The organism is Rhizobium sp. BK377 (assembly GCF_014193935.1).
In the GTDB taxonomy this organism is placed as follows: Bacteria; Pseudomonadota; Alphaproteobacteria; order Rhizobiales; family Rhizobiaceae; genus Rhizobium.
In genome coordinates, this window is record NZ_JACIAC010000002.1 from 525,627 (window position 1) to 549,091 (window position 23,465).

At 62.1% G+C, this 23,465-nt stretch carries 23 protein-coding genes and 1 riboswitch; of the genes, 4 read left to right on the forward strand and 19 right to left on the reverse strand.

The genetic code is table 11. The features are described 5' to 3' along the window. Positions 1-6: 6 nt before the first annotated feature. From FHT92_RS11360 to FHT92_RS11370, 3 genes are all read right to left on the reverse strand, one after another. The gene (locus tag FHT92_RS11360) at positions 7-1,212 is read right to left on the reverse strand and encodes a beta-ketoacyl-ACP synthase (protein ID WP_183824980.1); all 1,206 of its coding nucleotides are present in this window, start codon (positions 1,210-1,212) and stop codon (positions 7-9) included. Then, positions 1,213-1,707 (reverse strand): 3-hydroxyacyl-ACP dehydratase FabZ family protein, encoded by a 495-nt coding sequence (locus tag FHT92_RS11365; RefSeq protein WP_183824983.1) that lies wholly within the window; start codon positions 1,705-1,707, stop codon positions 1,213-1,215. Between the two features lie 115 nt (positions 1,708-1,822). Then, the gene (locus FHT92_RS11370) at positions 1,823-2,101 is read right to left on the reverse strand and encodes an acyl carrier protein (RefSeq protein ID WP_007814022.1); all 279 of its coding nucleotides are present in this window, start codon (positions 2,099-2,101) and stop codon (positions 1,823-1,825) included. A gap of 395 nt (positions 2,102-2,496) precedes the next feature. Here FHT92_RS11370 and FHT92_RS11375 point away from each other — a divergent pair, with 395 nt between their 5' ends. Further along, positions 2,497-3,219, forward strand: coding sequence for a Crp/Fnr family transcriptional regulator (locus FHT92_RS11375; protein ID WP_183824986.1), 723 nt, complete (start codon positions 2,497-2,499; stop codon positions 3,217-3,219). Positions 3,220-3,224: 5 nt separating this feature from the next. Here FHT92_RS11375 and FHT92_RS11380 read toward each other — a convergent pair whose 3' ends face one another. From FHT92_RS11380 to FHT92_RS11400, 5 genes are all read right to left on the reverse strand, one after another. Next, positions 3,225-3,653 carry a L,D-transpeptidase gene (locus FHT92_RS11380; protein ID WP_183824989.1) on the reverse strand — a complete coding sequence of 143 codons (429 nt, stop codon included), beginning with the start codon at positions 3,651-3,653 and terminating at the stop codon, positions 3,225-3,227. 133 nt (positions 3,654-3,786) lie between these two features. Continuing rightward, positions 3,787-5,295, reverse strand: coding sequence for a winged helix-turn-helix domain-containing tetratricopeptide repeat protein (locus FHT92_RS11385; RefSeq protein ID WP_183824992.1), 1,509 nt, complete (start codon positions 5,293-5,295; stop codon positions 3,787-3,789). A 68-nt stretch (positions 5,296-5,363) separates the two neighbouring features. Further along, entirely contained in the window at positions 5,364-6,275 is a 912-nt protein-coding gene (locus FHT92_RS11390; RefSeq protein WP_183824995.1) for an agmatinase, read from the reverse strand. A 19-nt stretch (positions 6,276-6,294) separates the two neighbouring features. After that, positions 6,295-6,717 carry an SRPBCC domain-containing protein gene (locus tag FHT92_RS11395; RefSeq protein ID WP_183824998.1) on the reverse strand — a complete coding sequence of 141 codons (423 nt, stop codon included), beginning with the start codon at positions 6,715-6,717 and terminating at the stop codon, positions 6,295-6,297. Between the two features lie 34 nt (positions 6,718-6,751). Further along, positions 6,752-7,078, reverse strand: coding sequence for a helix-turn-helix transcriptional regulator (locus FHT92_RS11400; protein WP_183825001.1), 327 nt, complete (start codon positions 7,076-7,078; stop codon positions 6,752-6,754). Positions 7,079-7,126: 48 nt separating this feature from the next. Here FHT92_RS11400 and FHT92_RS11405 point away from each other — a divergent pair, with 48 nt between their 5' ends. Continuing rightward, positions 7,127-7,426, forward strand: coding sequence for a hypothetical protein (locus tag FHT92_RS11405; protein WP_183825004.1), 300 nt, complete (start codon positions 7,127-7,129; stop codon positions 7,424-7,426). A gap of 100 nt (positions 7,427-7,526) precedes the next feature. After that, positions 7,527-8,693, forward strand: coding sequence for an MFS transporter (locus tag FHT92_RS11410; RefSeq protein ID WP_183826230.1), 1,167 nt, complete (start codon positions 7,527-7,529; stop codon positions 8,691-8,693). On the opposite strand, the gene cbiB is transcribed toward FHT92_RS11410, so the two are convergent. The 6 genes from cbiB to FHT92_RS11440 all read right to left on the reverse strand — a co-directional run bounded on the left by cbiB (position 8,690) and on the right by FHT92_RS11440 (position 14,551). Further along, positions 8,690-9,670, reverse strand: a complete 981-nt coding sequence (cbiB, locus tag FHT92_RS11415; protein ID WP_183825007.1) for an adenosylcobinamide-phosphate synthase CbiB — start codon at positions 9,668-9,670, stop codon at positions 8,690-8,692. The genes FHT92_RS11410 and cbiB overlap by 4 nt on opposite strands. Next, positions 9,667-10,668, reverse strand: a complete 1,002-nt coding sequence (gene cobD, locus FHT92_RS11420) for a threonine-phosphate decarboxylase CobD (protein ID WP_183825010.1) — start codon at positions 10,666-10,668, stop codon at positions 9,667-9,669. Before cobD ends, cbiB begins: the two co-directional genes overlap by 4 nt. Continuing rightward, complete coding sequence (locus tag FHT92_RS11425) at positions 10,665-11,972, reverse strand: cobyrinate a,c-diamide synthase (protein WP_183825013.1); 1,308 nt, start codon at positions 11,970-11,972, stop codon at positions 10,665-10,667. The genes cobD and FHT92_RS11425 overlap by 4 nt, the downstream gene beginning before the upstream one ends. Further along, positions 11,969-12,817 carry a uroporphyrinogen-III C-methyltransferase gene (gene cobA / locus FHT92_RS11430; protein ID WP_183825016.1) on the reverse strand — a complete coding sequence of 283 codons (849 nt, stop codon included), beginning with the start codon at positions 12,815-12,817 and terminating at the stop codon, positions 11,969-11,971. Before cobA ends, FHT92_RS11425 begins: the two co-directional genes overlap by 4 nt. 195 nt (positions 12,818-13,012) lie before the next feature. Beyond that, on the reverse strand, positions 13,013-13,963 hold the full coding sequence (locus FHT92_RS11435; protein ID WP_183825019.1) for a nucleoside hydrolase: 951 nt from the start codon (positions 13,961-13,963) through the stop codon (positions 13,013-13,015). Between the two features lie 168 nt (positions 13,964-14,131). Then, positions 14,132-14,551: a cobalamin biosynthesis protein gene (locus FHT92_RS11440; RefSeq protein ID WP_183825022.1), complete on the reverse strand. Its 420-nt coding sequence runs from the start codon at positions 14,549-14,551 to the stop codon at positions 14,132-14,134. 110 nt (positions 14,552-14,661) lie between these two features. On the opposite strand from FHT92_RS11440, the gene FHT92_RS11445 reads away from it, so the two are divergent. Continuing rightward, positions 14,662-15,447 carry a TSUP family transporter gene (locus FHT92_RS11445; protein WP_183740376.1) on the forward strand — a complete coding sequence of 262 codons (786 nt, stop codon included), beginning with the start codon at positions 14,662-14,664 and terminating at the stop codon, positions 15,445-15,447. Here the strand turns inward: FHT92_RS11445 and FHT92_RS11450 are convergent. The 5 genes from FHT92_RS11450 to cobU form a co-directional block, all read right to left on the reverse strand. Next, complete coding sequence (locus FHT92_RS11450) at positions 15,444-16,091, reverse strand: isochorismatase family protein (protein WP_312858759.1); 648 nt, start codon at positions 16,089-16,091, stop codon at positions 15,444-15,446. The genes FHT92_RS11445 and FHT92_RS11450 overlap by 4 nt on opposite strands. A 211-nt stretch (positions 16,092-16,302) precedes the next feature. Next, entirely contained in the window at positions 16,303-16,935 is a 633-nt protein-coding gene (cobO, locus tag FHT92_RS11455) for a cob(I)yrinic acid a,c-diamide adenosyltransferase (protein ID WP_183825025.1), read from the reverse strand. Continuing rightward, positions 16,932-21,047 (reverse strand): cobaltochelatase subunit CobN, encoded by a 4,116-nt coding sequence (cobN, locus tag FHT92_RS11460; RefSeq protein WP_183825028.1) that lies wholly within the window; start codon positions 21,045-21,047, stop codon positions 16,932-16,934. The genes cobO and cobN overlap by 4 nt, the downstream gene beginning before the upstream one ends. 9 nt (positions 21,048-21,056) lie before the next feature. Then, a complete protein-coding gene (cobW, locus tag FHT92_RS11465) occupies positions 21,057-22,103 on the reverse strand; it encodes a cobalamin biosynthesis protein CobW (protein ID WP_183825031.1) in 1,047 nt (348 codons plus the stop codon). A 4-nt stretch (positions 22,104-22,107) separates the two neighbouring features. After that, on the reverse strand, positions 22,108-22,617 hold the full coding sequence (gene cobU, locus FHT92_RS11470; RefSeq protein WP_183825034.1) for a bifunctional adenosylcobinamide kinase/adenosylcobinamide-phosphate guanylyltransferase: 510 nt from the start codon (positions 22,615-22,617) through the stop codon (positions 22,108-22,110). A gap of 350 nt (positions 22,618-22,967) precedes the next feature. Further along, a riboswitch (cobalamin riboswitch) is annotated at positions 22,968-23,364 on the reverse strand. Positions 23,365-23,465 lie beyond the last annotated feature (101 nt).

The following is a 23,465-nucleotide window of genomic DNA, read 5'->3' on the forward strand; positions in this document are numbered from 1 at the left end:
CACTCCTCACGCTTCTGCCGAGAGAACGGCGACGCCTTCGCCGCGCTGATGTCCGACGGTGGTTACGACGGCTGCCTTCGTTCCTGCCTTCATCGGCGCTTCGTTCGCTGCGTCAAAAGGCGGAACCTTGGCCTTGGCGTCGATGGCGAGCGCTGCAAGCACAAGGCCGAGCGTGAACTGCGCCTCGATCGTGTGGCCGGAAACGCCGCCGAAGCCGCGGATAGCAGCACCCGCAAGCTGATGCTCAAGCACTGCCTTTTCGCGGGCGGCAAGCTCATGCATGCCGGTCGAGCCGGAGAAAACAGCCGTGCTCTCGGCCGGCAGATCAGCGGCAGGCTTCAGCAGCCGCTCCATGCGCTTTTCGAAATTGCCGGCGGCGCGATTGCCGCGGTCGCCCTCGACAGCACCGATTGTCGCATAGATATGCGCGCCGCGCTCTTCAGCATGCTTGCGCGATTCCAGCACCAGAAACGCACCGGCCGAACCGGTGATCATGCCACCACCCTCGAGCCCGGAACGCGACCAGAGCGGCGCCCATTCGCCGCGCGTATGGGCGCCGATCGCTTCCGTCAGCAGGATCATGTCCTGGCGTTCTGCCGCAAAGGCGCCGCCGACGAGCGCATGGGTGGATTCACCCGACTTGATGCGCCAGAAGGCTGTCTCGACAGCGGAAACGCCGGACGCTTCCTCGCCCATAAAGGTTCGCGAGGAGCCGGTGACCTTGTGAACGATGGAAATATTGCCGGCGAGCAGGTTGGAAAGCTGCGCGAGGAACAGCGTCGGACGCAGTTCCGTCGTCAGCTTCTCGTTGAGCAGCAGCTCGCGGTCGTTGCGCTTCAGGCCCTCGTCGACGATCAGCGTATCGACATTGATATCGCGCTCGCCGCCGCCGGCCGCCACGATCATGTCCATCGTGCCGCAGGCTTCGAGATCATCCTTGAAGCCGGCATCGTCGAGCGCCAGACCCGCCGCAAAAACGCCGATGCGCTGCCAGTTTTCCATTTGGCGCTGGTCGCCGCGCTTGGCGATCTGCTGCGACCAGTCGATCTCAGGCAGCGGATGGACTGGATAGGGCCTGAACTTCTCGGTTTCGACAATGGTCGCGGGCGCGGCATCGGCCGTCAGCAGCGCAATATGCGCATCCTTGCCCACGCCCTGACAGGTTACGATGCCGACACCGGTGATGACGACGTCATTGGCGGCCTTGCTCATCTATTCACTCCCCTGGGCCTTCGCCCCCTGCGCAGCGATGGCGTCCATCAGGCCCACTTCGCCGGCACGTTTCTTCACGATATCGCCGAGCGGAATTTCGCTGAACGGCATGGTACGCAGCTTGAGCTGCGCGTCGCAGACCTTCTTGCCGCCGCTGGTGATCTTTGCCTTGGTAACGGCAAAACCGGAGCCGTCATGTTCGAGGAAAGCCTCGATGTCGAGCACCGCTTCCGGCTCGACGAAAGTACGCATCTTGGCGCCATCGACCGACATCAGGAAGGGCATGGCCGTAAAATCGGTGGCGGCAAGCACCAGCATGCCGGAAGCCTGCGCCATGGTTTCGATGAGAAGCACACCGGGAACGAGCGGCATGCCCGGAAAATGCCCTTCGAAAACGGGGCTCTTGGCCGGCACAACCGAGCGCGCAACGAGCGTGCGCTTCTCAAGGTCCACCGCCTCGACGCGATCAATCATCTGGAAATATTCCAGCAGCATCAGACTTCTCCGGCGCGACGTGCGAAAAGCCCGTCGGAAGGCCTACTTAGGAACAAAATCGCCCGGCCGCCATATCACTGGCGGCAGGGCGTGAAAAAAACCTGATGACTTGGCGTCAAGCCTTGGCGGCGCGCAGCTCGTCGATCTTGGCGCAGAGGTTCTTCAGTACGAAATATTCTTCGGTGGAAACCTTGCCTTCATTGACTTCCTGCGTCCACTTCTCAAGCGGAATCTTGATGCCGAATTCCTTGTCTATGGCGAAAACGATATCGAGGAAGTCGAGGCTGTCGATACCGAGGTCGTCGATCGTGTGGCTTTCCGGCGTGATCGTTGCGCGATCGATCTCGCTGGTTTCAGCAATGATGTCGGCAACTTTATCGAATGTAGCGGTCACTCGCTCTACCTCTTGGAAATGAAGATTCCCCTCCTCATAGGCAAATCCATTTCAAAAGCCAATGCTTTCGTCCCGGTTGCAGCGCAATTTGGCCCACAGGTGTTGCCTAAACAGCAATGGAATGGCGCCCTTTGGCCTGGCGCAGATGGGCACCGAAGCGCGAGCACCCACCCGGCTAAAGACTTTTCCAGTCTCCGTGACGGCAAAGGCTTTCGGCCAACGGTGCGCTCAGCGCACAGCTGCCGGGAAGGAATTTGATCTGAATCAAATCGGAATCAGGTCGGAATTGATAAACATCAAGATGCAGAAGCAAGAAATCGGGATAGATGACTTTGGAGCCGAAGCGTGACTCAAACGCAGGCACATGGTCGCATCGGGCATCGGGGCATCGGAACGTGGACATCGCGCGCAGTGAAGATCCTGACATAGGTATCCCGGCAACCTGCCGCATCTGCGAGGCACGCCAGGGCGTAGTCTGCGGGGCGCTGGCGGCTGCGCAACTGCGCGAGCTCAGCAGGCACTCGACGCGCCGCAAGGTCGACGCCGGCCGCGAAATCGTCGCGCAGGGCGAAGAAGTCACGTCCTATTCCAACATCATGGATGGCGTGGTGAAGCTCTGCAAGGTCATGCCCGATGGGCGCCAGCAGATCGTCGGCCTGCAATTCGCCCCCGATTTCATCGGCCGCCCCTTCGTGCCTGAGAGCACGCTGTCGGCCGAAGCGGCCACGCCGGCGGAAATCTGCGTCTTTCCCCGCAGCCTGCTCGACCGCATGATCGCGGATACGCCGGAACTGCGGCAGAACCTGCATGCCCAAGCGCTGAAGGAGCTGGACGCGGCGCGGGAATGGATGCTGACACTCGGCCGTCGCACGGCTCAGGAAAAAGTCGCAAGCCTCCTCTATCTCATCGCCACGCATGCCGAGCCGGAAACAACCAGCAGCACGGCCTTCGACCTGCCGCTATCACGCGCAGAGATTGCCGATTTCCTGGGGCTGACGATCGAAACCGTCAGCCGCCAGATGACGAAGCTGCGCAAGCAGGGTGTCATCCGCATCGAGAACAATCGCCATATAGTCGTTCCCGATATGGACGAACTGGAGCGCCTCGTTAGCGCTTGATTTGCTTACTGCGTGATCACCACGCGGGTATTGGCAAGGCCATTTTCCTGCGCCATCGAAAAGAACTGCGCGGCATTATTGGGATCAAGTCGCACGCAGCCATGCGAGGCCGGCGTGCCGAGCCGCTTGCGGTCGAACGTGGCGTGTACGGCATAACCGCCGTTAAAGAACACGGCAAACGGCATCGGCGCATTGTCGTATTTCTTCGACCGGTGATCGCGCGACAACCACTTGGCGCTCCACGAACCGGTCGGCGTAGAATAACCCTTGCGCGCCGTCGAAACCTTCCAGCGATACTTTACCCAACCGTTTTCAGTAACTGTCATCGTCTGCTTGCTGATGCTGATATTGGCAACCAGCGTCGCCGCCTGCGCTGCAGCGGGAGAAATCTGCAGCAACAATACTGCGGTCGCAGCCGCAAAAAACGTCTTCATAGTATCCCCTCTGCCGAACTCTAAAGGCTTTCACGCCCAACAGGAGAAGAGATTAAAACAATACTACCTATTTTTGCTTTAACTCGAATGGTAATCACATTTTTAAAGAGACAGGGCCAATGCGATACTGGCGTCACTCGGGAAACCCGGCTTTGCGGTAGCCGTCCACGAAATGCGCAAGTGTGGCTGTGTCGCGGAACGGCTCCATAGCGACCCAGTGGCTGATCGTGAAATGCGGATTTGCGACGAGGAACAGCTCCGCCTCTGCTCGGGCCTCTTCGAGCCGGCCGAGCTGGGCAAGGCCTGCCGCCAGGAAACGGCGTGAACTCGTGCGATAGGTTTCCTCCCGGCGCAGCGTCTTGACAACGGCTTCGTAGTCGCCGGCGGCATATTGCGCCTGGCCGAGCGTCAGATAATACCAGCTGGCCGGAAATGGATTCAGCCGAAACGCTTTGCCGATATGCTCACGACCCTCGTCGATCCGCCCGGAGAGCACGGCGATATCAGACATGGCCGCCCAGGTATCAGCCTCGTTCGGGTCGAGTTCGATGGCTTTTTCGAATTCCGCGTCGGCCTCCGCGAAGCTGCGCTCATAGGCAAGCAGATAAGCGAGCACCCAGCGGCAGCCGGCATCGTTGGGATCGAGCGCGACGGCCTTGCGCGCCAGCTCCAGGGCAACGCTGCGATTGGCTTCGGTCGGACCGCCGCTATGCACCCATCCCATCCAGTGGTTCAGCGCAAGCCAGCGATGGGCTTCGGCGTAATCAGGATCGAGCGCGATCGCCCGCGTCAGCATCAGTTGCGTTTCCCACGCACTTTGCGGCGCATCATCCATCAGCGTGCGCGCCCGCACGCAGAGATCGTAGGCATCGAGGCTTTTGGGCCGATTGCGCGGCGGCAGCGGGCGCAGCCGGCCGAGCAGCGCCTCGACGATCTTGCCCGTGACCTCGTCCTGAACGGCAAAGATATCCTGGAGGCTGCGATCGAAACGCTCTGCCCAGAGATGATCGCCACTTTCGGCATCGACGAGCCGGGCATTGATACGCACGCGACCGGCCGCCCGTCTGGCACTTCCATCGAGCAGATAGCGTACACCGAGCTCTTGGGCGATATCACGCGCATCCATCGCCTTTCCCTTATAGGTAAAACTCGAGTTGCGGGCGATGACGAAGAGATCAGAGGTCCGGGAAAGATCGGTGATCAGGTCTTCGGTCAGGCCATCCGCAAAGTCCTCCTGCTCCGGATCGCCGCCGACGGTGACGAAGGGCAGCACGGCAATCGAGGGTTTGTCGGGCAGCGCCAAAGCTTTCCGCTTGCCGCTGCCGAGCTGTTTTATAGCGCCGGTGAAGCGATAGCCGATGCGCGGAACCGTGGAGATCCACTCCTCGCCATCCTCGGTCGGCCCCAGCAGCTTCCGCAACTGCGCGATCTGGACGGTAAGATTGCCTTCCTCGACCGCCATGCCCGGCCACGCCGCGTCCATCAGCTCGGTCTTGGCCAGAATTGCGCCGGGCCGCCCGACGAGCGCGGCAAGCAACTTCACCCCACGGTGCCCGACGGCAACGGGGTCGTCGTTCCGAAGAAGCGTCCCCGCCTCCGGATCAAGCACGAACGGACCAAAGGCAAAACGCGCTCCCTGCATGGCGCGCATCCTAGGGGTTTTCATGCCAAGTTGGAACCGCTCCGACTGATGCCATTCGATCTCGGCATTCAATTCTGCCGGACGACGGCGCCGACCGCATTGACGAGCACGCGCGCTGCGGTCAGCGCCGACAGGTCGTCGATATCGGTGGGAGGATAAAACTCGACCAGGTCGAACCCTGCGATCCTCGCCCGCCTGCCAAGGCCGGCGATCAGGTCGATCACCTGTGTATAGGTGAGGCCGCCAGGGACACGCGCCGCCACGCCCGGCATGATGCCGGGATCGATGCTGTCACAATCGAGGGTAACGACGACCCGTGCTCCCTCGGGAATATGCCGGAGAGCGGCTTCGACGCCGGCGGTGTGGATTTCGCGGGCAGTGACAAAGCGGCTGCCATAGTGCTGCGCCGCTTCCACCTCAGCGATGCGCGCGCTGCCAACGCTGCGCAGGCCGGCTTGCACCATACCGGCGACATGCGGCATCTCGCTCGCCCGACGCATCGGACTCGAATAGCCGTAGCGCTCGCCATGCACCTCGTCGCGCCAATCGATATGGGCATCGATCTGCAGAACCCAGACCGGCCCTTGATCCGCGAAGCCGGCAAGGAAGGGAAAGGTCACAGAACAATCGCCCCCGAGCAGGATCGGTACGGCCGATAGCGCCAGGATTTCGCGCGTCTTCGCCTCGATCCGGGCGCGGTTGCCGGCATTGTCATGCATGGTGGTCTCGATCTGACCCGCATCGACGCAGGAAACCGGTCCGCCGGCAAAAAGCGGGCCGCCGAGATCGAAATCCCAGTGCTCGATGAGACCTGCATCCTCCTGGCTAGCAGCGCGGATGGCGCCGGCGGCCGGCGCATAACCGCTGCTGTCCTTGCCGGGATAGGTGCTGCCGTGAGCGGCCGAGAAGATCACCGCTTGTGGCGTACGGCCATCGCCCAGACGATCGGGAAGCCCGAGAAAGGAAGATGAGGCTGTCATGTCCTATTGTCCTGATGAATCACGCCCGTGCCATTGTATCCGTGGCGAGAAAGTCCTCCAGGGCCTTTAGCAATGCCGTCCATCCGTGCTTGCGGCCTTCGGCACCGTCACTCGGAGGAATGACACACATCTGTTCGGTATAGGTCAGTCGGGTGCCCCCGCCATGGTCCGCAAAGACGACGGTGGCAAGTGACACCGAGTGAATTCTCCCATTCAGCGCCATAGAATAGGCGAAGACGATCCGTTCGCGGTCCTTGATCTCGAAATACCGGGTTTCGTTGGTATGAGTGCCCATGTCCGAGACATGCGTGAGATGCTCGGTCCCGCCTGGCCAGAACTCCATTTTGGTCATGCCCTGGCCGAACCACGCTTTCTTCTTTTCGATCAGCGCCCAGGCAGACCAGACATGGTCGCGGCAGTTCGGCAAAAGGCGTTCGATCACTATTGTTTCGTGAACTTGCTTTGGACTTGTCATCTCATTGCTCCTGACCAAGAAACGTTTCCAAGCGATCGAGACGGCCCTCCAAGGCCCGGCGATGCTCGCGCACCCACGCCTCGACCCAACCCAGCGCATCCGGCGCGAGACTGACGGTTCGAACTCTGCCCGATTTGACCGATGTTACGAGCTCGGCCTCTTCGAGAACCCGCAGATGCTTGAGAAAAGAAGGACGCGCCAGATCAAAGGGATCGGACAGCTCAGAGACAGACGCAGGGCCTTTCACAAGTCTTTCCACGACCGCGAGCCGTGTCGGATCGGAAAGAGCGCCAAAGATGCGTGGCAGGTTCGGTTCATACGTAGCCATATGGCTACCTGATCACAGGAAGGCCTCGCTGTCAACATAGGTAGCCAAATGGATAACTTTTCTGCGGCTTTGGAAATCTTTGAGAACTTTTTGGAAGCGCTTAATTACGGCGCCTGCCGCATCCTTCAGACTCCGGGCTCGTCCGAAGTCGAAGATCTTGGGACCTTCAAACCCTGTGGAGGTTATCATGAGCGATTGCTGCACTCTCGCATCCGCTTCGCATCGCAAGCCGTTGCGCCGGCACCAGGGCTTTGTCATTTTGCGAAGCGTGATCGCGCGCTGGTTCTGGCGCATCCGTATCCGCAGCGAGTGGAAGCGAAGGTCGGAGATCAAATCCGTTCCGATTGATGACCTCGGCTTGACGGAACAGCAGCTTGGGGCAGAGAGCGCCAGCTTCTTCTGGCACGTGTGAGGCCATCTTGCCATGACATCGGATCTCCAGCCAGGCATGGCCGCTGAAAGACCGCTGGTCCCTCAGCAGGACCGCATGCCCATGGCCGCGATGGCAGGCATTATCGCGACCGTCACCGTATTTGCGGTGGCGCAGGGGCTCACCTATCCGCTCTTGAGTTTCATCCTTGAGCGGCAAGGCACGGCATCGGGCCTGATCGGCCTGTCGGCGGCGATGACTCCAACAGGTTTCATCGTCTCGGCGCCGTTCATTCCCGCTCTGTCGCGCCGCGTGGGCGCAGCACGGCTGGCGATCTTGTGTTCGATGCTGGCCGCGCTCAGCCTCGCCGCCATTGCCTTGATACAGGATATCTGGGTCTGGATGCCGCTGCGCTTCCTGCTCGGCTTCTTCGCCAACCCGCTTTACGTGATCAGCGAGACCTGGCTGCTCTCGCTCACGCCTGCTGAGCGCCGTGGCCGCATCCTGGGCCTCTATTCCTCGATCGTTTCGACCGGCTTTGCCATCGGCCCGCTCTCGCTCGGCCTTGTCGGCACCGAGAGCTGGCAGCCCTTCCTGATCGGCATCGCCGCTTTCCTTGCCTGCGGCCTGATCGTCCTGGCTGTCGTCAGGCGCCTGCCTCAAATGCCGCATGAAGGCGAGGCAATATCGGTCGGCGGCTTCTTCAAAATGGCGCCGCTCCTGCTGCTCGCGGTCTTCACTGCTGCCACCTTCGAGCAGATCCTGCTCTCCCTGTTTGCAGTCTATGGCGCCGCCCTCGGCAGTGCGGAGGAGCGCATCGCCTCGCTGATCACCTGTTTCATAACAGGCAATGCCGCCCTGCAGATCGTGCTCGGGCGCGCTGCCGAACGGTTCGGCTCGCGGCGGACACTGTTGTTCTGCGTCCTGGCTTACCTGATCGGCTGCCTCCTCCTGCCTGTCGTCTTCGATACCTGGCTGGTCTGGCCGCTGATTTTCCTCTGGGGCGGGGTCTCGTTCGGCATCTATACCATCGCGCTGATCCAGCTCGGCGAGCGTTTCACTGGTTCCGCCCTGATCGCCGGCAACGCCGCCTTCGCCTTCGTCTGGGGCATTGGCGGTATCGCAGGCTCGCCTGCGACGGGTCTGGCGATGCAGATGATAGGGCATCAGGGCCTGCCGCTATCGCTCGGCCTGCTGAGCGGTATGCTGGCGGGCCTGCTGATGACGGCGAGACGGCGGACTTAGAGCAGGCAGACGAAAGCCACGAAGGCAAGCAGCGTCAAGGCCATGCAGCTCGCCTGGAAGACCGAAATCCCATCCTCGACATCGCCTGCCGTCGCCATATCCCGGCCCGTGCCGTTGATCATCGGCTCGCGCACCACCACGCCCGAATAGACACGCGGGCCGGCAAGCTGGAGATCGAGCGCGCCGGCCATGGCCGCTTCCGGGCGGCCGGAATTCGGCGAGCGGTGCAGCTTGCCGTCGCGGATACCGACCTTGAACGCATCACGGAAGGCGGTCGTGCCGCGGCGGATGCCGGCGCCGACGGCGATCAGCGGGATCGAGAGGCGCGCCGCCGGCCAGTTGGCGATATCGTCGAGCCGTGCCGAGGCCCAGCCGAAATCGACGTATTTTTCCGAACGATGACCGATCATCGAATCCGCTGTATTGAGCATCTTATAGAAAAACAGGCCAGGCAGGCCGAAGATCGCAAACCAGAGAGCCGGCGCCACGACGCCATCGGAGAAGTTCTCGGCGAGGCTTTCGATCGCCGCACGGCAGACACCCGGCTCATCCAGCGTTTCCGGATCGCGCCCAACGATGCGCGAGACGGCCTTGCGACCGCCGATAAGGCCTTCGTCCTTCAATGCCGTGGCAACCGCCGCGACATGATCCGACAGGCTCTTTTGCGCCAGAAAAATCGCCACGCAGAAGACTTCCAGCAGAATGCCGACGGGGCCGAAGAGCATGAGGAACCAGTGCAGCACCAGGCCGGTAACGACGGCGAGCGCCGAGAGCACGAGGATTGTGACCACGCCGTTCTGCCGACGCTGCGCCTTGCTCAGGCTGTCGCGGTTGAAATGCTGGTCAAAATAGCCGATCGCCCTGCCGAAGATGGCGACCGGATGCGGAACGCGCAGCCACAGCCATTGCGGATCGCCGATGATGCGGTCAAGCAGCAGCGCCAGAACCAGCACGAGAGAATGTTCATCCAAATTCATCGGTCAAAGCTCCGAAGGGCCGCGGCAAGTCGTGCATCATCAGCAGCGTCAGGCGCAAGGCCGAAGCGCAGCCAATCCGGCGCATAATCGAACCGGCGGACGAGAATATGATGGCGACAGAGTTCAGTGTAAATGTCACCGGCCTTCGCATCGGCAACGAGGGTGAAAAGCGCCGTGCCGCCGGCAGCGGCAAGCCCTGCCTCGGCAAGCACGGCATGCAGGCCCGCCTGGCGCTCGGCAATCGAGCGGGCAATGGCGGAGACATCTGAATTCAGCAGCGAGCCCGCCAGAAACAGCGCCGGCCCCGATACCGCCCAGGGACCGAGCCAGTCCTCGAAATGCTGGAGGATATCGCCCCGTGCAATGGCAAAACCGAGCCTGAGGCCTGCAAGGCCGAAGAACTTGCCGAAGGAACGGAAGATGATCAGGTTCGGAAGATCTGATGCACGCGGCACGAGGCTTGCCTCCGGGCTCGTATCCCCGAAAGCCTCATCTATAACAAGAAAGCCGCCCGTCGCCTTCAACCGATCATGCAGCGCGTCCAGCCTGTCGGAAGAGTGTATGCGGCCATCCGGATTATTCGGATTGACGACGACTGCCAGCCCGTGCTGTGCACCGATGTCATCGATATCCCTGACCGCATCGACCGTGAAACCCGCAACGCTGAAAGCCCGCGCATATTCCCCATAGGTCGGCGACAGGATTGCCACCCGCCTTCCCTGCTGAACGAGCCGCGGCAGAAGCTGAATCACCGATTGCGTGCCGGGAACCGGAAGCGGCAGGATCGCGCCGCTGCGATAGTGATCGCGCGCAGCATATCGCGCCGTCTCGACCAGGTGCCGGTCCGGCAGCCGATGCCACACCCACGCCGGGATATCCGGCAGCGTCACCGGATTGGGATTGATGCCGGTCGAAAGATCCAGCCAATCCTCCGGCCGCCCGCCGAAGCTTGCCACCGCTGCGGTAATGCCGCCGCCATGCACGATCGGCACATTCATGCGGCAGCTCCCGCAAGATCGATCAGATGCATGTAGGAGCCGGCCACCTGCCCGCGCCGCAATCCGGCCAGGCCGAGATCGTTGCCGAGCGCATCCTGCGTGGCGAACATCCGGTCGGCCTCCCCTTCAGAGACGATGGTCGAATAGTGGAATTCATGCGCCGTCATCGGCCTGTCGAAGAAGCCACCTGCGAGCGGCGTCACGCGCCGGTAACCGAGATGCCGCTTGCGCGTCTCATAACTGGTGATGACCGGCAGCAGGCCGAGCATTTCATGGCGCTCGCCTCTCGCGTCGATCAGCCCGTCACCGAGCACCATATAGCCGCCGCATTCGCCGTAGATGCGTACGCCGCGCCCCGCCGCAGCCTTCATGCCCGCTGCAAAATTCTGCGAAGCCGCAAGCTTTCCCGCATGCAGTTCGGGATAGCCGCCCGGCAGATAGATCGCATCGGCAGCCTCCGACGGGGCTTCGTCCGCCAGCGGCGAAAAGAAGGAAATCTCAGCCCCACGCCGCCGCCAACCGAGCAGCATATGCTCGTAGCAGAAGGCAAAGGCGATATCGCGGGCAACGGCAATGTGCGTGCCGAAGGGCATCAGCCGGGCAATATTGGCAGCCGATGGACGGTTCATGCCCTGACGCGCGATGCGCATCAGGAACTCGAAATTGCACTCTTCGGCAACGGCATTCGCCGCATAGTCGATGAACGCATCGAGCGCGCCATGCTCTCCGGCCTGTACCAGCCCCAGATGCCGCTCCGGCAAGGCCAGCATCGCATCCTTGCGGATGACGGCAACGATGGGCATGCGGATCGCTTCCAGCGCCTGGCGCAGCATCGCCTCATGCCGGTCGCTGCCGACCTTGTTGAGGATGACGCCGGCAATGCGCACATCGGCGCGGAAACCGGCAAAGCCGCTGACAAGCGGCGCCACCGATTGCGACAGCCGCGAAGCATCGACGACCAGCACGACCGAAAGCCCGAGCTGGGCCGCAAGATCCGCCGCCGTGCCGCGCCCGTCCGCCGCTCCGTCGAACAGCCCCATCATGCCCTCGATCAGCAACACCCGGTCGCCGGAGCGGTGCAGCGTCGCATTGGCGGAAATCAACTCCGGCCGCATGCCCCAGGGATCGAAATTCAGGCAGAGCGCGCCGCTTGCCGCAGCATGGAAGGCCGGATCAATGTAATCGGGGCCGGCCTTGCCGGGTGCGACGGCCACACCGCGATTGCGCAGCGCCCGCAGCAGCCCGAGCGTCACCGTCGTCTTGCCGGAACCGGAGGATGGTGCGGCGATCAGCAACCCGCTCATGCTGTCTCCCTCCCTTGCCCGCCGGCATGTCTGAAGGGATCCGGCTGCAGGCGGCGGCCGCCGAGCGCGCCAAGCCAGTCGAGCGAGGCGCGCAGCCGCACCACTTCACCGACGACGACGATCGCCGGCGGTTCCAGCCCGGAGGCGGCGACTGCATCGGGGGCTTCACCGAGCGTCGTTTCCAGCACCTGCTGGTCGCCGGTCGCTGCATTGCAAACGAAAGCCACGGGCTCGAAAGCCGAACGGCCCGATGCGATCAGGTTGGCGCTGATCTGGGCGATATGTTTCATCGCCATATACATGACGATGACGGGCGAGCCCTTGCCGATCGCCTCCCAATTGACCGCATCGGGTACGATGCCGGAGGAATCATGGCCGGTGAGAAAGGTCACGGCATGGTTGATTTCACGATGCGTCACCGGAATGCCGGCATAGGCAAGCCCACCGATCCCGGCGGTAATACCCGGCACGATGCGGAACGGTATATTGTGCTCGACCAGCGTCAGCGCCTCTTCCCCACCGCGCCCGAAGACGAAGGGATCGCCACCCTTCAGCCGCAGCACGCGTTTACCGGCCCGCGCCAATTCCACCAGCCGAAGCGAAATATCTCGCTGCTTGGCAGACGGCTTGCCGCCGCGTTTTCCCGCATATTCGAGCTCCGCGCCGGTTCGTGCGAGCTTCAGGCATTCCTCGTTGACCAGCGCATCATGGACGATCACATCGGCTTCCGCGAGCCCCTTGGCAGCCAGCAAAGTGAGCAGGCCCGGATCGCCCGGACCGGCGCCAACAAGCCAGACACTGCCCGGCTCCAACGCCGGCAGATGTGAAAATGCACTATCGATCATTTCGATGATCTAGGCCCGCCCGATCACGAGGTCAACGGCGTCGAGGGCCGAGCACTGGAAGTTGACGAAACTGGATTGAATCAACTCCGCAAGAGCCGGAATCAAGCTTGCAAGCAATCCAGATAAACGATTGGATGGATTCCGGAATTGAAGACGGGCCGGCCGTGGATCGCGCATCCGGCCCGTCTGAGGCAATCAAACGCGCAGAAGCGTATCGCGGATCAGCTCGATCACTTTGTCCGACTCAATGCCAGTGGCAACGATCTGGCTCGGCAGGCCGTCCCAGTCGCCCGGCGGAAAGCGACGGCCATCCGGCTTGATAACCGTCTGGCCATCGGCAATGCCACCGCAGACGACGCGCACAGAGCCCGTGATGGTCTTGAACAATTCCGGGGCCACGACATAGACGCTGGCGCAACTGTCATGAACCATCATGCCGTCTTCGACTGCGTGCTTGTAGAAGTCGATATAGGACTGCGAGAGCGCGTCGAGCTGCTTGACCGCCTTGTCGCCCTTGGCTGCCATGTCGCCGAGATAGCTGCGGCTCATCGTCGTCACCGCGGTCACATCGAGACCGATGGCGACGACCTTCCACGGCGCGGTCAGCACGATATCGGCCGCTTCCGGATCGCCATGAATATTGGCTTCGGCGACCGGCGAAACATTGCCCGGCACATAGAAATTGCCGCCCATGATGACGACGTCCTTCACGAGGCCGGCGATCTCGGGGTCTTCCTTCAGTGCCAGCGCCAAGTTCGTCATGCGGCCGACGGCTACCAGCGTCACCTCGCCCGGATTGGCCCGCACGGTCTCGATGATGAAACGATGCGCCGGGCGCGGATCGACCGGAAGGTCGATAACGTCAGGCACCGGCATGTCACCGAGGCCATTTTCGCCATGCACCATGGTCGGCCAGGGGCGCTCGTGACGGTTGGGATCGACGGTGACGCTTGCGCCCTTGGCGACGGGCGCCGCGATATCCCATTCCTGCTTCAGGAACAGCGCATTGCGCGTCGTCGTCTCGATCGAGGCATTGCCGAAGACAGTGGTGATGCCGATCAGGTCGATCTCCGGATGGCGATGCAGGAAGAGAAGAGCCATTGCGTCGTCGACGCCCGGATCTGTGTCATAAATGACCTTGTGCATATGTATCCTCCAAAGCAATTCCAGCAAAAACCTGCAGCGGTTTTGCGCCCGGAACTGCATGAAAACAAAGAGATAGAGCACATTCGTGATTCAAAAAACGAAGATGCTCCGGATTCGAATCGCTGGGCAGCCGGACGGCGCCGCGAGATGCCGCCACCATAACGCCCGTCAGGCTTTGTGCAACCCGATGCGGGCGACGGCGGCTGTCGCATGCCGAGATTTGATCTTACCGAGCACCAGCTCCGCAGCCTCGCCGATCGCCGCAAGGGCAGCGGCTTCGGCAACGCCATGACAGCCGACGCGGGCAAAGACGATCTCGGAAGGATTTCTCAGCCTCGGCGTCTCCTTCTCCAGCCGCACCGCATCGAAGAACACGACAGGCACGGAAAAATGCGCTGCAACGGCGAGGATCGCCGGCTCTTGCGCGCGGCTATCGATCGAGGCAACAGCCGCAAGCTCAGCCCCGCTGATACCAGCCGCCCTCAACGCCTCGACGGCAAGCGCCATCACCTCGCTATCAGGCGCCCTGCGCTCGCAACCGAGCCCGAGCACATGCCGCCTTGTCTCATCAATGGTGATTTCGCTCATTCCCGTCAGTCGAATGCGCTCCGCTGTGTCCCCGGAGCCATTGCAGCTCAAGGCAGGAAATGCAACAAGGCCGCCGAAATCCCCCCGCATACCTCTCCCGGAATAGCATCTTGCCTGACATTGCCATCCATCTGCTTCTGCTGCTCTGCGCGGCTGCCTTCTTTGCCGGTTTCGTCGATTCCATCGCCGGCGGCGGCGGCCTCATCACCGTCCCCGCTATGCTGATAGCGGGCATCCCGCCGCTGCAGACGCTCGGCACCAACAAGGTGCAATCCCTCTTCGGCGCGGCTTCGGCAACCATCGCCTATGCCCGCAAGGGCCATGTGAAGCTCTCGGAACAATTGCCGATGGCGCTGATGGCGGTCATGGGCGGCGCGCTCGGCGCAGCCCTTGCCACACTCGTTCCCGGTCAGGTGCTGCGGGCGATCATGCCGGTCCTGCTGGTCGCAATCGCCATCTTCTTCGCCGTCAAGCCGAACCTGAATGATTCCGACACGCACCGCCGGATGACACCCTTCCTCTTCGGGCTGACGCTGGTGCCGGTCATCGGCTTCTATGATGGCGTCTTCGGCCCCGGCACCGGCTCCTTCTTCATGCTGGCCTTCGTCACGCTTGCCGGCTTCGGCATGCTGAAGGCAACCGCCCATACCAAGCTTCTCAATCTCGGCTCGAATTTCGGCGCGCTCGTCGTCTTCGCAAGCTTCGGCGCCACGCTCTGGAAGATCGGCCTGCTGATGGGTGCCTGCCAGTTCCTCGGCGCGCAGCTCGGCTCGCGGCTCGCCATGCGCATCGGCGCAAGGCTCATCAAGCCGCTGCTCGTCATCGTCTGCATCGCTTTTGCGATCAAACTTCTGGCCGATCCCGCAAACCCGCTGCGTGTCTGGTTCGGGGTTTAGAACTTGATCTGATCAATCGTGGTCAGCACTGTCTTGGCCGAAACACCCGGCGCATTGGCGAAATGCCAGGCGACATATTGTTCGGCATAAGGGTCGGCCGATGACATGCCATCGACGGGGAGGATGACGTTCATGCCCTTCAGTGCCGCATAGGCTGCCGTATTCAGCACCGCGCCTTCGGATGCCGTGCCGGTCAAGATGACGGTCTTGATGTGCTTTTCGGTCAGGATTTTTTCGAGATCGGTGTTGATGAACTTGTTGGCGCCGGATTGTACGACCGCATCGCCTTTCTTCGGCGCCAGAACGGTGGCGATATCGCCCTTCGTCGCGCCGCCGGTGATGCTGTAGATGACGGGCGAGCCGCTCTTGCGTGCCTCTTCCATCAGCTTTTCCACCTTCGGCAGCGAGGCGATGCAGCGCGGCTTGGTCTTCGTGTTGCACGGCCCCTTGGACGGGTCCTGCGCGCCGTTGAAATCGAGGAGCAGCAGAGCCGTATCTGACGTATCGACGCTGACAAGCTTCAGCGTCGGTGCCGCCGGGGCCTTCACCATGTTCCAGTCGTCGATGATCGTCGCCTGCGCGACAGATGCACCAAACACAGAGATGGCGAATGCGACAACTGTCTCAGGGAAAAAGTTTTTCACTGGTGCCTCCTCCGGGGAAGGGATTACCGCAAATCTCCGGACTCGCCTCACGCCTGTCAAATCACCAAGCCGCGACCTGAACTTGATCCAGACCGACCCGGCTTCCATTACCTCTGGCGTCATTGATAGGCTGCACCGCTTTCGCTGATGATCGTCCTGCCCTGGAATTGACAGGCGATCAAAAAGGAGAAGCCATCTCGTCAACTCGGGATCAGAATTCCACGCCCGGCTGCCCCTTGATGCCGGACCGGAAAGGATGTTTGACAAGCTCCATGTCGGTGACGAGATCGGCAATCTCGATCAACTCTTCCTTGGCGTTGCGGCCGGTCAGCACGACATGCGTCATGTGTGGTTTTTCGGCTTTCAGGAACGCCACCACCTCGTTGATATCGAGATAGTCATAGCGCAGTGCGATGTTGATTTCGTCGAGCAACACCATGGAATTGCGCTCGTCGCGGATCAGTTCCTTGGCCTTTTCCCAGGCCGCACTTGCCGCCGCCACATCACGTGCCCTATCCTGCGTTTCCCAGGTAAAGCCCTCGCCCATCGTGTGGAACTGGCAGATGTCGGAAAAATGCTTTTCGATGAGATCGCGTTCGCCGGTCCACATCGCGCCCTTGATGAACTGCACGACGGCAGACGGCTTGCCGTGGGCAATATGGCGGAAGATCATGCCGAAAGCAGCCGAAGACTTGCCCTTGCCCTTGCCGGTGTGGACGATGATCAGGCCCTTCTCGTCCGTCTTCTTTGCCATGATCTTGTCGCGGGCGGCCTTCTTCTTCGCCATCTTCTCAGCATGGCGGGCGTCGTCCTTTTCGGCTGTCTCTACTGGCTCATCACTCATGGCTGCCTGCTCTTTTCTTGGGTTTCGTTATGTTCACTGAGATCGAATTGCGCTGAGTTGCTGCGCGGCGTCCAGAGCTTGCGGTCGATCGCCTCCACGAGCCGCTCCTTCATCTCGGAAAGGGCGGCCGGGTTCTTCTCGGCCATGAAATCGCGCACCTTGGGGTCGGCGACAAAGGCCTGGTAGACCGCCTCGAAATGATGGTTGCCGACAGCCCCCGTCGTCGCGGCAAAGGCAAAGAGATAATCGACGGTGGCGGCGATCTCGAAAGCGCCCTTGTAGCCGTGGCGCATGACGCCATCGATCCATTTCGGATTGACGACACGCCCACGCACCACGCGCCCGACTTCTTCCTCCAGCGAGCGGATCACAGGCTTTTCCGGCCGCGAATGGTCATTGTGATAGATCGTCGGCAGCACACCGCCAAGCGCTTCGGCCGCAGCCGCCATGCCGCCTTCGAACTGGTAGTAATCGTCGCTGTCGAGCAGGTCGTGCTCGCGATTGTCCTGGTTCTGCACGACCGCCTGAATGGAGCGCAACCGCTCCTCGAAAATTCCGCGCTCGGCCTGTCCCTCCTCGCCCGCGCCATAGGCATAGCTGCCCCAGACGAGGTAGGCTTCCGCGAGATCGGCGCGCCGCTCCCAGCCCTTCTCGTCGATCAGCGCCTGCAAGCCGGCGCCATAGGCGCCGGGCTTGGAACCGAAGATACGATAGCCGGCCCGCTTTGCCGCGGCCTTCTCATCGAGCCCGGCAGCAGTCAGCCGCGCCGCCTCCCCGCGCATACGCTCGGCGATCGGGTTGTCGACGGCATCCTCATCCAGCGCGCCAACGGCTCGGATCGCCTTGTCGAAGAGCGCGATCTGTTCGGGAAAGGCATCACGGAAGAAGCCGGAAATACGCAGCGTCACGTCGACGCGCGGCCGCCGCAGCATAGCGGGCGGGACGATCTCGTAGCCGGTGACGCGCCGCGAGGCCATGTCCCAGACCGGCTTGACGCCGATCAGCGCCAATGCCTGAGCGATATCGTCGCCGCCGGTGCGCATGTTAGAGGTACCCCAGGCCGTCAGGCCGAAGGAAACGGGCCACTCGCCGTGATCCTGCACATAGCGGCGGATCAGCAATTCCGCGGATTTCTTGCCGAGTTCGTAGGCTGCAGGTGTGGGCACCGCACGGCTATCGACGGAGTAGAAATTCCGCCCCGTTGGCAGGACATCCGGCCGCCCGCGCGTCGGTGCGCCGGATGGGCCGGGCGGGACGAATCGGCCGTCGAGGCCACGCAGCAGACTGGTGATTTCGGCCGGGCCGCAGGCGAGGATGGAGGGCTTGAGGCGGGCTTCGATCTCGTCGAGCACGGCTTTGGTCAGGGACCAGAGGGGTGGACAAGCGAGTTCGCCGGAGACGAGCTTGGCGGCGAGCAGTTCGACGCGCTCGACGGTGTCGCCGTTGGTGCGCCAGGGGGCGTCGAGGACATCGGCCAGGATTGGCGGGCGCGAGCCTGTCCAGGGAGCGGCCATATCGCAATCGAGGGGGTCGAAAGAAGCCCCCTCCCCAACCCCTCCCCACAAGGGCGAGGGACTTGCCGCCGCGCTTGCGGCAACCTCAGCAGCCGTATGCGAAATTGAAACGGTGCACCCAGCTAGTCCCTCCCCCTTGTGGGGGTCCGAAGGACGGGTCGAGACCCGTGGCTCGACCTCGGAAACGGTTGGGGAGGTTTTTTTCAACACATCTCCTGCAATCGCCCGCTGCAGGCTCGCATCACCACCCTCACCCAGCCCACGAGGCACCCGCGCCAGCGCCACGGTGAGATCCGTCAGCAATCGCCCTTCCGGCGACACCCCAAACACATGCAACCCGTCGCGGATCTGCATTTCCTTGAGATCGCAAAGATAGGCATCGAGCTTCTTCAGCGCCTCGCCTTCCGCCTCGCCCTTGGAAATCCCCGCATCGCGATCCAGCCCGATATCGGCAACAAGCTCGAGGATCTGCCGCGACAGCAGCCGGATACGCCTGGGATCGCCACCCGACGCCTCGTAATATTCATCGACCAGCGCCTCCAGATCCTTGAGCGGTCCATAGCTCTCGGCCCGCGTCAGCGGTGGTGTCAGATGGTCGATGATAACAGCCGCCGTGCGGCGCTTGGCCTGCGTGCCCTCGCCGGGATCGTTGACGATGAAGGGATAGAGATGCGGCAGCGGCCCGAGGATCGCTTCCGGATAGCAGGCCTCCGACAGCGCCAGCGCCTTGCCCGGCAGCCATTCCAGATTGCCGTGCTTGCCCATGTGGATCACGGCATCCGCACCGAACTCTTCGCGAAGGAAAGCGTAGAAGGCGAAATAGCCGTGCGGCGGCACGAGATCGGGCGAGTGATAGCTCTCCTTCGGATCGATATTGTAGCCGCGCGCCGGCTGGATGCCGATCAGCAAGTCGCCGAACCGCGCAAAAGGCAGGGCGAAAGCGCCATCGCGGACATAGGGATCACTCTCCGGCGCCCCCCAGCGCGCGTTGACTTCATCCTGAATCTGAGCGGGAAGAGATTCCAGGAAATCATTGTATCGACTCAGGGAAAGCGTCTCGCGCACGACCTTGCCGTCAAAGCCGGTATTGGTCGGCCCCGCCATCAGATGCCCTATCAGCGCATCACCATCACAAGGAATATCGGCGACCGGATAACCGGCCCTCTCCATCGCCCGCATCACCTCGATGGTGCCGCCCGGCGTATCCAGGCCGACACCATTGCCGAGCCGTCCGTCGCGGTTCGGATAGTTCGCCATGACGAGCGCAACCCGTCGGCTCTCCGCCGGCGTCTGCCGCAGCCTCGCCCAGTTGGCCGCAAGCGCAGCCACATATTTCATGCGCCCGGCATCCGGCTCACTGGAAACGATATTGGCTTCGACAGCCGCATCGTAGCGCGCGGCTGATTTGAAGGAGACGGCGCGAGACAGCACCCTGCCATCCACCTCCGGCAGGGCGACATTCATACCGAGATCGCGCGCCGACAGTCCCTGCCACGAACCGGCCCAGGCCTCCCGCGACGAGGCGGAAAAGATCGCCTGCAGCACGATGGCATCGTTGGCTTCCAACACCGTTGGCTCGCGATCGGCGCCGGGTGCGGAGACGGCAAAGCCCGTCGTGTTGATGACAACGTCAGGTTTGAGATCGGCGAAGATAGCTTCGAGGATGCCCTGGGAAACGGGGTCCTTGAGGCTGTAGGCAAAGATCGGCAACGGGCGAAGGCCCTGTGCCTGCAGGGTTTCGATCAGGGCCTCGACGGGGCGGGTTTCACCGCTCTGGACGAGGGCGCGGTAGAAGGCGATGGCGACAACAGGTGCTGCCTGTCCCTTCTCCCCAGCGGGGGTCCGGAGGACGGGTCGAGACCCGTGGCTCGACCCCGGCTGGTGGCCCGGAGGGTCGGATGAGGGGGCCACCCCGCAAACATCAACGTCGCGCTCCCACTGCTCACTCCTTGCGTCGCTCGCCCCCCTCATCTGCCCTATCGGGCATCTTCTCCCCGCTGGGGAGAAGAACGAACCAGCAAGCTTCCGCCACTCCTCCACCCCAACAAGCCCCCGCCCCGGCCACCAGATCCCCGCCTTCATCAACGGCGCAGCCGGCGCCGGTTTCTCCGAACCCGAGAGCATCGCCGAAGCATAGGCCAGAAAGCCCCGCGCATTGGCGTCACCGCCCTCGATCAGATATGCCCACAGCGCATTCAGATCCTCGAGCGCCACATTGGAAAACGGCGTCAACCCCGCATCCGGCCGCGCATCCCCCGGCAGCACTGCAATCAGCGCCCCGTTCCGGGCGGCGACCGCATGCAATGCCTCCAGCGCGTAGTGAAAGTAGCTCGCGCCCCCGAGCGCCCGCACGATGATCAGCTTCGCATGCCGCGCCGTCCGATCGACATAGCTATCGACCGACATCGGATGCTTCAGGCTCATCAGGCTCGCAAGCCGCAAGCTATGCCCGCTCGCCCCGCCGGCATGAGCCTCGGCGATCGCCGCAAGCTCAGTATCGGCAGCCGAGAGGAACAGGATATCGCCCGGCGACTGGCCGAGGTCGATGGCCTCATCCCCGTCGCTGATCGTTCCCTGTTGAGCCAGAAGCAGATGCATCGAAACCCCTTAGACCAGCGCCACGATCGCCTTGCGCACAGCGTCCTGATCCATCTCGTGCAGGCCGATGACGACGAGGCGCGTGCTGCGCGCTTCGCCCTGCGCCCAGGCGCGGTCGAAATACTGGTCGATACGGGCACCCACGGCCTGCAGCTGCAGGCGCATCGGCTTACCGGAGACGTCTATGAAGCCCTTGAGGCGCAGCACGTCATGCTCGGCGATGATGCCCTTCAGCTTCTCGACGAAACCTGCAGTATCCGAGACAGCGCCAAGCTCAACCACGAAGCTGTCGAATTCGTCGTGATCATGCGGCTCGCCATCCTCATGTTCCAGCTCATGATGAGATTTGCGGTTGACCACATCACCTTCCGTGCCGATGCCGAGGCCGAGCAGCACGCTTGCCGGCACCTCGCCGTTCTTCGCTTCGATCATGACAGGCTTGCGGGCAATGCGCGAGGCGACTTCGCTCTTCACGCGGCCGAGCCCGTCCGCGTCGATCAAATCGGTCTTGTTGAGCACGATCAGGTCGGCGCAGGTCAGCTGATCCTCGAAAAGTTCCTCGATCGGGCTTTCATGATCGAGCGATTCATCCTCGACACGGCGCGCATCGACGGCATCGTGGTCATCGGCAAAACGACCGGCAGCAACGGCCGCACTATCGACCACGGTGATGACGCCATCGACGGTGACTTCGCTGCGGATATCCGGCCAGTTGAAGGCGGCGACGAGCGGCTGCGGCAGGGCAAGGCCCGAGGTTTCGATGACGATATGGTCGGGGCGCTGATCGCGCTCCAGAAGCTTGGTCATGGTCGGAATGAAATCGTCGGCAACGGTGCAGCAGATGCAGCCATTGGTGAGCTCGATAATATCGTCCTCGGTGCAGTTTTCCGCACCGCAGCCCTTCAGCACGTCGCCATCGACGCCGAGATCGCCGAACTCGTTGATGATCAGCGCGATCTTCTTGCCGCCGGCATTGGTGAGCAGGTTGCGGATCATCGTCGTCTTGCCGGCGCCGAGAAAGCCGGTGATGACGGTTGCGGGGATTTTCTGCTGCATGGAACTAACCCTTCATTTTCAGCGGCAGACCCGCTGCGATAAAATAAACATCCGCGGCCGAAGCCGCGATCATCTGGTGCAGCCGGCCTGCATGGTCGCGAAATTCCCGCGCCATGCGGTTCTCGGGCACAATGCCGAGGCCGACTTCATTGGAAACGATGACGAGCCGCGCCTTAGCATGAGGCAGAAAGCCAGCAAGGGCGGCAGACTGGGCGGTGATATCGCGCCCCTCCATCATCAGATTGGTGAGCCACAGCGTCAGACAATCGACGAGGATGGCCCTGCCCTCCGCGTCGATGGCGGTCAGGCGCTCGGTGAGATCGAGCGGTTCCTCATGCGTCGTCCAGGAGGGGCCGCGATCGGCCCTGTGCTGGTCGATGCGCGCCTGCATCTCGTCGTCCCAGGCGCGGCCGGTGGCGATGTAGTGGCGCTCGAGACCGCTTGCGGTGATGAGATTTTCGGCGAAGCGGGATTTGCCGGAACGGGCGCCGCCGAGGATGAAGGTGGCAGTCATGACGACACCGCCCGTTGAGAATGGGCACGGCCTCCTCTACTTCCCTCATTCCTGTGCTTGTCACAGGAATCCAGCCACGGCGCGTCTGCGCCGTGAATGAATCCATGCCAATGTGAAATGAGTCTAGTGTGTCCAAGGACTTGGCCACGCTGGATTCCTGTGACAAGCACAGGAATGAGGGAGGAGAGGAAAACACGCGCCGGCTGACGTCCAATGACAGGCACCCGGGCTCCATCATTTCGAGCTCCGGGCCGACGATCTCTTATACGCACCACCGGAGGCAGCGCTGAATAACATCCTTCAGCCAAGACAACCTCCGTGCTGGCAGCGGGCAAAACGCCCAATTGGGCATTATGCCCGGCACAGATGGCAGGTCTCCTGGCTCGCAGTTCTCAGCCGCGACAGGGGCAGACCGTTTCCGGTCGCCCCTGATCGTGCCAGCGGATCTGCCTCGCCTTCCCGGCTGCATCTCGTGAAAGGACGGACGATTCGTAGAAAGAGAGGCGTCCTGCCCCGGCTGATCACGATGCATTTCCAGTGGCTTTTCCGGCACTTCTTCCCCCTTGCCCGCTTGCAGAATGCAAGACCGTCAGCGCAGCAGTCGAAATACCGGACGGAAGACCCTGACTGCTCTACAGTCGCGGGGTCGGCTGTGATGAAGGCGCCCTGCTTGGGTCCGCCCCGTCACATTCCCTTTTCATCCGGAAGGCGTGAGGCCGATCCGGAACCATCCATTATGTGGATCCATGGTTAAGCGCGTGCAACCCCCATGTCAATTGCCGCGCAACGTCCCGCTCATGTTCATCTCGACTTACACGACCCACATTGTCGTCTTTAATCAAAGGCTT

Bases quoted from the DNA above. Each gene is read 5' to 3' on its own strand.
- FHT92_RS11360 (WP_183824980.1), bottom strand. From the start codon at position 1,212: ATGAGCAAGGCCGCCAATGACGTCGTCATCACCGGTGTCGGCATCGTA.
- FHT92_RS11365 (WP_183824983.1), bottom strand. From the start codon at position 1,707: ATGCTGCTGGAATATTTCCAGATGATTGATCGCGTCGAGGCGGTGGAC.
- FHT92_RS11380 (WP_183824989.1), bottom strand. From the start codon at position 3,653: ATGAAGACGTTTTTTGCGGCTGCGACCGCAGTATTGTTGCTGCAGATT.
- FHT92_RS11385 (WP_183824992.1), bottom strand. From the start codon at position 5,295: ATGCAGGGAGCGCGTTTTGCCTTTGGTCCGTTCGTGCTTGATCCGGAG.
- FHT92_RS11390 (WP_183824995.1), bottom strand. From the start codon at position 6,275: ATGACAGCCTCATCTTCCTTTCTCGGGCTTCCCGATCGTCTGGGCGAT.
- FHT92_RS11400 (WP_183825001.1), bottom strand. From the start codon at position 7,078: ATGGCTACGTATGAACCGAACCTGCCACGCATCTTTGGCGCTCTTTCC.
- FHT92_RS11405 (WP_183825004.1), top strand. From the start codon at position 7,127: ATGGATAACTTTTCTGCGGCTTTGGAAATCTTTGAGAACTTTTTGGAA.
- FHT92_RS11410 (WP_183826230.1), top strand. From the start codon at position 7,527: ATGGCCGCTGAAAGACCGCTGGTCCCTCAGCAGGACCGCATGCCCATG.
- cbiB (WP_183825007.1), bottom strand. From the start codon at position 9,670: ATGAATTTGGATGAACATTCTCTCGTGCTGGTTCTGGCGCTGCTGCTT.
- cobD (WP_183825010.1), bottom strand. From the start codon at position 10,668: ATGAATGTGCCGATCGTGCATGGCGGCGGCATTACCGCAGCGGTGGCA.
- FHT92_RS11425 (WP_183825013.1), bottom strand. From the start codon at position 11,972: ATGAGCGGGTTGCTGATCGCCGCACCATCCTCCGGTTCCGGCAAGACG.
- cobA (WP_183825016.1), bottom strand. From the start codon at position 12,817: ATGATCGATAGTGCATTTTCACATCTGCCGGCGTTGGAGCCGGGCAGT.
- FHT92_RS11435 (WP_183825019.1), bottom strand. From the start codon at position 13,963: ATGCACAAGGTCATTTATGACACAGATCCGGGCGTCGACGACGCAATG.
- FHT92_RS11440 (WP_183825022.1), bottom strand. From the start codon at position 14,551: ATGAGCGAAATCACCATTGATGAGACAAGGCGGCATGTGCTCGGGCTC.
- cobO (WP_183825025.1), bottom strand. From the start codon at position 16,935: ATGAGTGATGAGCCAGTAGAGACAGCCGAAAAGGACGACGCCCGCCAT.
- cobN (WP_183825028.1), bottom strand. From the start codon at position 21,047: ATGCATCTGCTTCTGGCTCAACAGGGAACGATCAGCGACGGGGATGAG.
- cobW (WP_183825031.1), bottom strand. From the start codon at position 22,103: ATGCAGCAGAAAATCCCCGCAACCGTCATCACCGGCTTTCTCGGCGCC.
- cobU (WP_183825034.1), bottom strand. From the start codon at position 22,617: ATGACTGCCACCTTCATCCTCGGCGGCGCCCGTTCCGGCAAATCCCGC.